This is a genomic window from Pirellulales bacterium (assembly GCA_035939775.1).
In the GTDB taxonomy this organism is placed as follows: Bacteria; Planctomycetota; Planctomycetia; order Pirellulales; family DATAWG01; genus DASZFO01.
Map to the genome: position 1 here is coordinate 1 of DASZFO010000273.1, position 11,172 is coordinate 11,172.

Genomic DNA, 11,172 nt, shown 5'->3' on the forward strand with positions numbered 1-11,172 from the left:
GATTGAAAAACGAAAAGCCGATCCACGGGGACCAGCGTGTCAAGTGACCGGGCAACGGGGCGCACCGAGGCGGTTTTCCTCCGGTTGTTCACCGTCCCGTATCGGCCGCAGCCGCTGGTGCGTGAGTTTCTTTCCCGCGCGCAGACGCAGGAAGGGCCGCTGGCCATAGTGACGGCGGCCGTGCCTGACGCCCGCGAGAGCGAGCGGTTGTTTGGCGTGCCGATCGCGCGGCGCGGCATTCAGCCCGTCTATTTGCGAATCGTCAATCGAGGTGGGTTGCCGCTTCGGCTGCACCTGGTGAGCATCGATCCGAGCTACTACACGCCGCTCGAGGCCGCCGCCGCCAATCACTTTTCGATCGCCAGGCGGCTCTCCGCTTTCGGGCTGATCGGCTGGCTTTTCTTCCTGCCGCTTTTGTTGCTGATTCCGCTGAAACTCATAACGGCGCGCCGATCGAACCGGCGAATGAACGAGTTTTTTCAGGGCCAGGCATTTCACTTGCGGCCGATTCCTCCCGGCGGCGAGTCCGAGGGATTCGTGTTCACCCGGCTCGACGCGGGGACGAAGACTGTCCGCGTCTGCCTGCACGCCGCCGGCAATTCGCTCTATGTGGCCAAGCGAATCGCCGAGGCCAGCCCGACCGTGCAGTCGGCCGTCGCGCCGATGGAGTCGGCAGCAGCGGGCATCGCGCAGCCGGCGGTCGATTTCACGTTTTCGATCCCGGTGCCGGGCATCGCGGCCGACTATCTTCGCCGCGACTTCAGCGCGCTTTGCCCCGCCGGGTCGCTCGTCGCGTGCGATCTCTTGTCATTGGTCGAGCATCTCCGTGCCCTGCCGCCGGCAACGAGTAATCATCGAGGGACCGGCTCCGGCGATCCGGTCAATCTGGTCGTGGTTGGCGAGTTCGAGTCGATTCTCGGGGCATTCGCCCCGCGATGGGACGAAAGCGAAACGATCACATTGGCGACCTGTTGGCGGACGGCGCGGTCGTTTCTGCTCGGATCGGAATACCGTTATTCCCCCGTTAGCCCGCTCTACTTGTTGGGCCGCAGCCAGGATGTAGCGCTGCAACGAATCCGGCGTTCGATCAACGAGCGGATTCACCTGCGGCTGTGGCTGACGCCGCTGCGGTTCGCGGCCAAGCCCGTCTGGGTCGGGCAGGTGAGCCGCGATATTGGCGTGCGGTTTACGCTCAAGACCTGGAACCTGACGACGCATCGCATCGACCCCGACGTGGACGAATCGCGCGACTACGTCTTTCAGGATTTGTTCGAGGCCAAGGCGATCGACGCCGCCGGTTATGTGGATGGCGTCGGCCGCTGCGATTCCACGGCGCCGCGGCGGAACCTCACCGGCGATCCCTATTTCACCGACGGCAAGCGGGTCGCGGTCCTGCTCTCGACGCCGGGGGCTTCAATAGACGCCAACGCCTGACGAACGCTGCGGAGGGCTAAACCGCAAAGCGATCCGTTCGCTAGGGGCGGATTATCGAACGTTTTCCTGCGAACGCCTAACAACCGCTCGCAGCAGCATTTGCGCCTTCCCTCGCTCCTCTCGCATCGCGGAGGAAGAGGGAGAAATCGTTGGCGGCTCAAGGGTTTGTGGCGTGTGCTAGTCTTTCATGGTCTGAAAGCAAAGACGGGCTCGCTCCCGTCTGGCAAACGCTTATCCCTCGCGAGAAACACTCTATGTCAACCGCCGATCTGCAGTCGCCCCCCGGCCTGCGTTCGCCGAATCGGGCGTCGTACGAGGGCGCGATTCACGCTGCGGACGAGGCCCCGGCGCAAGCGACTTTGTTTCGCCCTGCGGCCCTCGTCGGCACGCTGAGCCAGACGGCCAAAATCATGTTGGTCGACGACGAGCCGGTGAATGTCAAGGTCGTTCAAAAGCACCTCAAGATTGCCGGGTATCAGCATTTCGTGACGAGCACCGATCCGGTCCCCGTCATGGAAATGATCGCCCGCGAGATGCCCGATGTCATTCTCATCGACGTCATGATGCCGGTGATCAGTGGATTGGATATCCTGCGCATGGTGCGCGAAGATGAACGATTGGCGCATATCCCGATGATCGTGTTGACGGCAGCCGACAACACGGAGACGCGGATGGAGGCCCTGAACCTCGGCGCGACGGACTTTCTCGGCAAGCCCCTCAATACGGCCGAACTCGTGGTGCGGGTGCGCAACGCCCTGTTAATCAAGGCACACCACGATCACCTGAAAGGCTACGCGGAAGAGTTGGAGCATCAAGTTCGCCGGCGCACTGCCGAGTTGGCCCGCTCGCGGTTGGAGCTGATCCATTGCCTGGGGCGCGTCGCGGAATACCGGGACAACGAGACGGGCCGACACGTGATCCGGGTGGGCCGATACGCCGAGATCATCGCCTGGAAGCTGGGGCTGGATGAACCGACGATCGAGCTGATCGCCCATGCGGCTCCCTTGCACGACATGGGAAAGGTCGGCATCCCGGACAACATCCTGCTCAAGCCCGACAAACTCACCCCGGATGAGTTCGAAATCATGAAGCGGCACGTCGTCTTCGGCAAGCATGCCTTCGAGCCGATGTCGCCAAACGAATGGCGAACGTTCAAGTCGCACACGTTCTTGGGTGAGATGATCATGGATGTCGAAAGTTCCCCGATCATCGCGATGGCGGCCCAGATCGCCTTGACCCACCACGAGAAATGGGACGGCACGGGCTATCCGGCCGGGTTGGCCGGAGACGACATTCCGCTGGGCGGGCGGATCACGGCCGTAGCCGATGTTTTTGACGCGCTGAGCAGCAAGCGCCCCTACAAGCCGGCATTTCCCCTCGAGAAGTGCTTTACCGTTATCAAAGAGGGGAGCGGCACCCATTTTGATCCGCGGATCGTCGAGGCGTTTCTGTCGTGTCGCGAGGACGTCGTGCAAATCCAAATCGAGCTTGCCGACGTCGAGTAGCCTTGCGGCCTCGAATCGGCCAAACCACTTAATCATCCACAATTTGGAGACCTGATATGCCCATCATGCCCAACTCTCGGTCGACGCGGCGCCAGCGGCTGTCCAGCAACTTCGGTCATGGCAGCCCCGCGAGACTGCTTCTGCTGCTCACCTGTGTCGTATCGCCGCGGGCGACCGCCACGGCAGCGGAGCCGCCTGCCAAACCCATCGTGCTGGGAATGTCCACGGCACTGAGCGGTCCGGCCGAAGGGCTGGGACAGGGCGTGCTGGCCGGTGTGCAGGCCGCCCTGGACGAGGTCAATCGACAAGGCGGAATTCGCGGTCGCCAGACGCGGCTGATCGCCTTGGACGACGGCTACGAGCCGAATCGGACCGGGCCCAACATGCACCGGCTCATTGAGCAAGAAGGGGTCGTCGCCGTGATTGGCAACGTCGGCACTCCGACGGCCGTCGTCGCGGTCCCGATCTGCAACGAAACGAAGACGCTGCTGTTCGGGGCTTTTACCGGCGCAGGGGTGCTTCGCAAGACCCCGCCCGACCGCTACGTGATCAACTATCGCGCCAGCTATGCCGAGGAGACGGGGTCCATGGTGGACGCCCTGGTCAAGGCGGGCCTGCAGCTCGACGAGATCGCTTTCTTTACGCAGCGCGACGCTTTCGGCGATTCGGGATTCGCCGGCGGCGTGGCCGCTCTGCGGCGGCACGGATTGAAAGACGAAACGAACGTGGTTAACGGGCGCTTCGAGCGCAATACGACCGCGGTCGAAGGCGCGCTGGCCGAAATCCTTAACGCGAAAACGCCCGCCCGAGCGGTGATCATGGTTTGCCCCTATGCCCCTGCCGCGAAGTTCATTCAACTGGCGCGCGGCTCGGGTCTGAAGACGTTGTTCCTGAACGTCTCGTTCGTGGGCGCCGAGAACCTAGCCGGCTCGCTGGGGGCTGCTGGCGAAGGTGTGATCGTCACCGAGGTGGTGCCGCACTACGAATCCGATTTGCCACTGGTGAGCAAGTACCGTGCGGCCCTGGCCGCCTCGAACGAAGCTTTCAAACCTTCCTTCACCTCGCTCGAAGGTTATGTCGATGCGCGCATCCTGCTCCGCGCACTCACCGATGCCGCGGGGCCGTTCGACCGCGAGGGAGTGGTTCGCGCCGTGGAGGGATTGGGATCGTTCGACGTGGGGCTGGGTGAGCCGTTGCAAGTCGGCCCGCTCGCGCATCAGGCCAGCCACCAGGTCTGGCCAACCGTGATCCGCGATTCCAAGGTCCGATCGATGGACTGGAAGGACCTGAAGGCGCTGCTGCAATGACTTGGATCGATTAATGACGAACGGTGCGGAACCTCGGGGGAGGCGTTCATGACCGACGAAAAACCTACGCACGTGACCGCGGCCCGAGCGCCACGCTTAGTTTGGACCGTGATCGCCGTGGGACTCACGGCGGGCAGCATGATGCTCGTCGCCTTCGCGATCTGCACGTTTCGTGCGCGCACCAACCAGTCCGCGATGCACGGGGTCGCCGAAGACCTGGACCGAATGCTGGGCAGCATCAACGAGGTGCTGGCCCGCGCGCAGCGCGACACCTCCACCCTATTGTCTGGTCGTGAACCGGACTACGCCATGTTGCCGGCGGCCGAGGTGATGCAGCCGGCGATGAACCGCATCAACCAAGCGATCCAATCCGGAACCGCCCCCGCATCGTCCGCTGCCGTGTATGGCGCGCTGAAGGGGGTCGTGGATTGCCGCGATGAGGCGCAGCGATGGTCGCGCGGGCACCTGGCCGCGGACGCCAACTATGCTATGGCGGAAGCCCACGTCGACAGTGTCTTAGCACACGTCCGCGAAGCGCTGGAGCAGGCGGCCGGCAGCGAACGGCTGCGGAGGGCGATGTTGGTTCGCAAATTCCGCTCCGCGGGTAAGGATGCCACTCCGCAGCTTGTGGAAAGCCTGATCGCTCCCAGCCTTCAATCCGATTCTCTGGCCGACGTGCAGCGCCAATTCGCCGACTTGGCGCTGTTGATCGAAGAAATGCAAAACGCGGCCAGCCCCGATCGGCTCCGCGATTTGAAGGACAACGAATTTCGTCCGGCGCTGTCTCGCTTTCGCCTGGAGATTTCCAAGGTGGCGGCAGTCGACCGCGCCCAAATTCCCCAGGCCGCGAAACTCTGCGACGATCTGATGAGCGCCGTCTTCGGCGCCGGCGCGTCGACCGACGACGAGCACCAGACGATCGTCACCAAGGAGGACGGCTTTTATCACCAGTGCGCAGTGCGCTTGCTATTGGACCGAGCGCGCACGGAAAACCGAAACCGCCTTACGGCCGCGGTGACCGCCGCCGACGGCGCGCGGCTCGAGTTCGAAAAACCAATTCGGAATCAGATCCAATCGCTGGCGGCGAAATCGACCGCGGGCTTCGAGAACGCGTGGTACACGGTCGCGTTGGTCGCCTCGATCTGCGGTTTGTTGTTCGTGTCGCTGTCGCTCAAGGTCGGCGCGATACTTCGCCAACAGTTTCGCAAGATTCTCGCCGACAGCGAGGCGATTCGGGCCGGCGAGGAGATGCGCTTCGCCAAGGAAGCCGCCGAGGCGGCCAACGTGGCCAAGAGCCGGTTCTTGGCCAATATGAGCCATGAAATCCGCACGCCGCTCAACGCGATCATCGGCTTCGCCGACCTGCTCCACAGGTGCGGCGACCAATGCGACTCGACGGAGCGCGAGGACTATCTGCAAACCATTCACACCAGCGGCCAGCATCTCCTCGGGCTCATCAACGACATCCTGGATCTGTCAAAGATCGAAGCGGATCAAATGCTCATCGAGCAGGTCCGCTGCTCGCCGCATGAAATCATCGGCGAAATCGTCTCCGTGCTCCGCGTCAAGGCAGTGGAGAACGGCCTGACCCTGGAGTACCAATGGCGCGGGGGCGTGCCCGAAACCATCTGCACCGACCCCGCGCGATTCCGGCAGTTGCTGATGAATCTCGTCAGCAACGCCATCAAGTTCACCAAAGTCGGAGCGGTCCAAATCCTGGCCGAACTCGTTCCTGACCAGCATGATCCGCGGCTGGTAGTGCGGGTCGTCGATTCCGGCGTCGGCATCCATCCCGACAAATTCAGCGATATTTTCAATCCGTTCGTGCAAGCCGATAATTCGGTGACGCGCCAGTTCGGCGGCACCGGCCTGGGTCTGACGATCAGTCGCCGGATTGCCCAGGCCCTGGGGGGCGAGATCAGCGTCGCGAGTGAAGTCGGCAAGGGAAGCACGTTCACCGTGACGATTTCCACCGGGCCGCTGGAGGGCATAGCGATTCTTGAGGCCCCTGCCGCGGACGGCCTGAAATGCCCGCGACGATTGACGCAAGACGCGCTGCCATCGCTCGAGGGCGTTCGGATCCTCTTGGTGGAGGACGGCGAGACAAACCGCAAGCTGATCGGACTCGTGCTCAAGCGCTCCGGCGCTTTAATCACGATGGCCGAGAACGGGCGGATTGGCGTCGATCGGGCGATGAAGGACCCGTTCGATTTGATCCTGATGGACATGCAGATGCCGGTGATGGACGGCTATACCGCCGCCAGTCTGCTGCGGCATGAGGGCGCCACGGTTCCGATCGTCGCCTTGACCGCACATGCCATGAAGGGAGATGAAGCCAAGTGCCGCTCCGCCGGCTGCTCGGGCTACCTCACCAAACCGATCGACCCCGATTTGCTCGTCAGCACGATCGCCGCGATGGCGGGGGCAAAGAGAGGCGAATCCGTGTCGGCGGACAAAAAGGGGTCGGGAGTCTTTTCTCAAATTGCGGCTCACGCGACCCAGCAAGGCCAAGAAAAGACTCCCGACCCCTTTTTTCCCAAAGAGAAGGCTCCCGACACGTTGTCTCCCGAAAGCGCGCCGGTGTACTCGACCCTTCCCATGGACGATCCCGAGTTCCGCGAGATCGTTGCGGATTTCATCGTGCGCCTAAACGATCAACTAAGCGCCATGCAGCGGGCGCTGGAAACGGAGAACTACAAGGAATTGGCGGGCCTGGCCCACTGGTTGAAAGGCTCTGGCGGCACCGCCGGCTTTCCGGCGTTCACGCAGCCTGCAAAAGCCCTGGAAGCCCTGGCAAAAAACCGGAAATGCGGCGAGATCGAGGCCGCGCTCGCGGAGCTGCGCCAATTGGCCAGTCAAATTCGGATGCCACCGCTCGACGAGCAGTGCATTGCTCCGCAATTCTCCGGAGCGAAATAGATCGTTTATTTCCCGACCACCAATACCACGAACGATCCCGGCTCGAAGGCCCGCCGCTCGCCCGCCTTCGGTTTGGCCGTGACGAGCAACACGTTGTGCGTCTTGGGGTCGAGCGCCATCGTGCGGGCGCCGGCTTGAGTCGCCACGGTTTCCGCGACGTCGAGCTTGCCTTCCGGATCTTCGCGCACGACGGTGAGCGTGCCATCGCGATTCGAGCTAAAGGCTAGATTGGTGTCCAGATCGAAGGCGCAAGCATCGGTCCCCGCGCCGATGGGCGCGGTCCCCACGACCTTCCCGGTGGCGGTGTCCAGGGCGATCATCTTCTGGTTTCCGCAGGTGGCGAAGACGCGGCCGCGGGCCCGGTCGATCGCCATGCCGGACGGCTCCTCGCCAGGGGCCACCGGCCAGCGATGCAGCACGGTCAGCTTGTTCGCATCCAAGGCCGCGATTTCACTCTTGTCTTCCAAGTTGACGAAAATCTGGCCCTTTCCGTCGGAGACCGGAAACTCCGGCTTCCCGCCAAGTTCGATCGTGCCGACCACTTTCCCTTTTTCCGGATCGATGGCCGTGGCACTTCCGCTGGCGTTGAATGTGAAGACCTGATTCGTGGCCGGATCGAAAAGAATCGCGTCGGGCCGCTTGCCGACGTCGATCCGGGCGATCTCGGCCAGCGATTTCAAATCGAATACGCATACGGTCGAATCGCCGCCGCACGATGCGAATCCGCGATCCAGTTTCGGCACGAGGGCCACGCCATGCACGCCGGCCGTCTTCGGCACTTCGCCGACCAGCGCCTCCTTGTCCACGTCGAATACCGTCACTCGATTCGACCGCGCGATATACAACCGTCGCGTGACCGCGTCGAACGTCAGGTAGTCCCATCCTCCGTCACCGCCGACGGAAATCGTCTTAATCAGGTGATAGCTTGGCGCGGCCGGTTCCGCCGCAAAGCTACTGCTGGTGATCAACAGACCAAGTGCAAACATCAAGCATGCGCTAATTCGTTTCATGGCGGGCCTTCCTGTTTCTGGCGTGAGCTTGGGGCAGTGAACGAGGCTGGTTACTTGGAAATTCTAGCTGGTCGCAGGGGTGCGGCCTAGGATCTTTTGTTCACGAACGACCGCCGTCCAGCGGTGCATGCGAGTCAACCCAATCGGGTTGAAAACATAGCTGGCTGGATCGATCATTTGTGGCCGATTTCCAGCTTTCCGCGATAGAAATCATCGAATAGCGCGAACGCGTCGGGGTCATACGCCTTCAGTCCGTCACGACCGACGGCGGGTTTCTCTCCTTTCATGTGCAGATCGCCGTGCGTTCCCCAATACCACATGGACAGCTCGGCGAAAAACTCGTCTGGATTGCTAGCCGCATAGCTGCCGACCCACTGGCCTTTAGCGAGCGAGTGCTTTGACTGCTCGTCGAATTTGTCGCGAACCGAATCCGGAATCCCGTGATTTCGGATGCAATGCGCGAATTCGTGAACGCAAATGTCTCGGCCCTTGTATCGGTCGTCGGCTAACCGCAGAAGGTTCTCCTCGCCGCAGGACGTCAGCAATCCACCCAGTCCGCGGGTCCGCTGATCCACTGTCAGATTTCCATCGAACGGCTTTCCCTTGAGGCGACGGTGCTCGGGCAGGTCGGAGGTGACCTGGTTCTTGCCAATAATGTGCAACTCGGCGCCGGCGGTGCGCAGATTATGACGAACGGCCGGCAGCTTTTCGAGCATCATCGCCAACCGTGCCTTCGCCTGAATGAGAGCCTCATCCGAAACATCCGCATGGGCCTTGATCGGAATGCCGTCGTAATGGAGCAGCTTCGAATAGAAACCGCGCTCGGGCGGGTCGATGGCTTGGATCTTCGAATTCTGTCCGCTGTCCGACTTTGACCCGCTCGCGGCGACGTCGTTCGCATCGTCCGCCAGAGCAACGATCGTCCCACTGATCTCGCCACGATCGGAAGCCTCTGCCGGTTGGAGTAGAGAGCCAGCAGCCCCAAAGAAGAGAGCGAAAATCGTGAGTCCGGGTATTGGTTTCATCCGCAAACTCCTTGTGCGACGAGCGGATCGGGAAGCACCTGTTCCGGGACCGCGGCGAGTAGATTTAGAGCCTATCCGAGAACCGCCTGGGCAAAGGGGACAGTCCCCGTTTTGCTGCGCGGACTGCGCAAAAGGGGGACAATCCCCGGCGGCTCTCGGATAGGCTCTTAGCTACGCCAATACATCCTTCGCCGCCATCGATAGTTTAGCAGCGAGAATTCGTGGCAAGAAGCGCCCCAGCAGCGGAGCCAATCACGGACGCATATTTCGGTGGCCATCATTGGCAAGCGCTTGACCGATCCCCGTTAATCGTAGTCAAATAGCAGTTCGGCAAGGATGACGTTCTCCGGCGCCGTCACGAAGCTGCTGCCGCCGGATCAGGTTGAAAGACATCCGATGGGTCACGAGCATCACGAAGTGCTCTTGGAATCTAAGGGGGCTGAGACTGCGCGGCGCGCGAATCCACCGACATTCAGCGCGACCGAAGAACGGGTGCTGGTGTTCGCCCCGAACGCCGCCGATTCGGCCTTGAACCAGTCGGTTGTGGCCATCGCGGGACTGGCTTGCCAAGTTTGCCCGGATTTTGCCACGCTGGGAAGTGGATTGGACGAGGGCGCCGGCGCCATCTTGTTGACGGAAGAGGCCCTGGCCGTTGGTGATTTGCGGCCGCTGGTCGCGGCGCTAGGGCGGCAGCCGTCCTGGTCCGACGTCCCCATCCTCATGCTTTCCGAGTCGGGCGCCGACTCCCCGCTTACCGTTCGGGCGATGGAGCTGTTCGGCAATATCACCGTCGTGGAACGGCCCGCTCGATTCACGACCTTGGTCAGCGCCTTGCGATCGGCGCTGCGGGCGCGTCGGCGGCAATACGAATTGCGCGACCAATTGGACGCGGCTCGGCGCAGCACGCAGCAATTGCGGCTGGTGATCGATTCGCTCCCCGTCGTCGTCACCTATGTCGACCGCGATTTCCGCTACCGACTGTTCAATCGCACGCTGTGCGAATGGTTCGGGCTCGATCCCGAGGCGATCCGCGGACAAAAAGTTGGCGATGTGCTGGGCCCGGCCGCCCATGAGCTGGCGCGGCCCAATATGGAGCGAGCGCTCACCGGCGAGACGGTTCATTTCGAGGCGGAGATGCCGTACCGATTTGGCGCGAAGCGGGCGGTCGAGGTGCGATACGTTCCCGACGTTCGTCCCGATGGCGCCGTGGAGGGCTATGTCGGGCTGATCGACGACATCTCCGAGCGCAAGCGGGCCGAGGAGGAGCTGAAGGAGGCGGACCGCCGCAAGGATGAGTTTCTGGCCACGCTGGCCCACGAGCTGCGCAATCCACTGGCCCCGATCCGCAACTCGCTCCATCTTCTTCGGCTTTCCGGCGGCGAGAGCGGATCGGCGGAGAAGCTCTATGAGATCATGGAACGGCAAGTGGGCCACATGGTACGGCTGGTCGACGACCTGATGGAAGTCTCGCGGATCACGCGCGGCAAGATCGAGTTGCGCAAGGGGCGCGTCGAGTTGGCCGCCATGATCCGCGCCGCCGTGGAAACCGCGCGCCCGATGATCGATGGGGCCGGACATCAGCTTGCGATCAGCGTGCCCTCGGAGCCGCTCGTCCTGGAGGCCGACTCGCTACGGTTGGCTCAAGTGTTCGCCAACCTGCTCAACAACGCGGCCAAGTATACACACGATGGCGGGCAGATCTGGCTGACAGCCTTGCAGGAAGGGGACGAGGTGGTCGTGTCGGTTCGCGACTCCGGGGTCGGCATCCCCGCCGAAATGTTGTCGCGAGTGTTCGATATCTTCACCCAGGTCGACCGCACCCAACGGAGTTCGCAGGGAGGATTGGGAATCGGGCTGACAGTGGTCCAGAGCCTCGTCCAAATGCACGGAGGCCGCGTCGAGGCGGCAAGCCCCGGACTCGGCCAGGGGAGCGTGTTCACCGTGCGCCTGCCGCTCGCCCCGCGGGAAGAGC

The 11,172-nt window shown here is 62.5% G+C and carries 7 protein-coding genes; 5 read left to right on the top strand and 2 right to left on the bottom strand.

Annotated features, from left to right (window positions below; translation table 11 throughout):
• Positions 1 to 36 precede the first annotated feature (36 nt).
• The 4 genes from VGY55_17140 (at position 37) to VGY55_17155 (ending at position 7,165) form a co-directional block, all read left to right on the top strand.
• Entirely contained in the window at positions 37 to 1,434 is a 1,398-nt protein-coding gene (locus VGY55_17140; protein ID HEV2971706.1) for an LssY C-terminal domain-containing protein, read from the top strand.
• A 254-nt stretch (positions 1,435 to 1,688) separates the two neighbouring features.
• Positions 1,689 to 2,939 (top strand): HD domain-containing phosphohydrolase, encoded by a 1,251-nt coding sequence (locus VGY55_17145; protein ID HEV2971707.1) that lies wholly within the window; start codon positions 1,689 to 1,691, stop codon positions 2,937 to 2,939.
• Positions 2,940 to 3,004: 65 nt separating this feature from the next.
• Positions 3,005 to 4,246: an ABC transporter substrate-binding protein gene (locus VGY55_17150; protein HEV2971708.1), complete on the top strand. Its 1,242-nt coding sequence runs from the start codon at positions 3,005 to 3,007 to the stop codon at positions 4,244 to 4,246.
• 48 nt (positions 4,247 to 4,294) lie between these two features.
• A complete protein-coding gene (locus tag VGY55_17155) occupies positions 4,295 to 7,165 on the top strand; it encodes an ATP-binding protein (GenBank protein ID HEV2971709.1) in 2,871 nt (956 codons plus the stop codon).
• A 5-nt stretch (positions 7,166 to 7,170) separates the two neighbouring features.
• Here VGY55_17155 and VGY55_17160 read toward each other — a convergent pair whose 3' ends face one another.
• Together VGY55_17160 and VGY55_17165 are read right to left on the bottom strand one after the other, a co-directional pair.
• Entirely contained in the window at positions 7,171 to 8,175 is a 1,005-nt protein-coding gene (locus VGY55_17160) for a PQQ-binding-like beta-propeller repeat protein (protein HEV2971710.1), read from the bottom strand.
• Positions 8,176 to 8,348: 173 nt separating this feature from the next.
• Positions 8,349 to 9,200, bottom strand: coding sequence for a hypothetical protein (locus VGY55_17165; protein HEV2971711.1), 852 nt, complete (start codon positions 9,198 to 9,200; stop codon positions 8,349 to 8,351).
• 336 nt (positions 9,201 to 9,536) lie between these two features.
• Here VGY55_17165 and VGY55_17170 point away from each other — a divergent pair.
• A partial coding sequence (locus VGY55_17170; protein HEV2971712.1) for a PAS domain-containing sensor histidine kinase occupies positions 9,537 to 11,172 on the top strand: 1,636 nt, incomplete at its 3' end.

Bases quoted from the DNA above. Each gene is read 5' to 3' on its own strand.
- VGY55_17145 (HEV2971707.1), top strand. From the start codon at position 1,689: ATGTCAACCGCCGATCTGCAGTCGCCCCCCGGCCTGCGTTCGCCGAAT.
- VGY55_17165 (HEV2971711.1), bottom strand. From the start codon at position 9,200: ATGAAACCAATACCCGGACTCACGATTTTCGCTCTCTTCTTTGGGGCT.
- VGY55_17160 (HEV2971710.1), bottom strand. From the start codon at position 8,175: ATGAAACGAATTAGCGCATGCTTGATGTTTGCACTTGGTCTGTTGATC.
- VGY55_17150 (HEV2971708.1), top strand. From the start codon at position 3,005: ATGCCCAACTCTCGGTCGACGCGGCGCCAGCGGCTGTCCAGCAACTTC.
- VGY55_17155 (HEV2971709.1), top strand. From the start codon at position 4,295: ATGACCGACGAAAAACCTACGCACGTGACCGCGGCCCGAGCGCCACGC.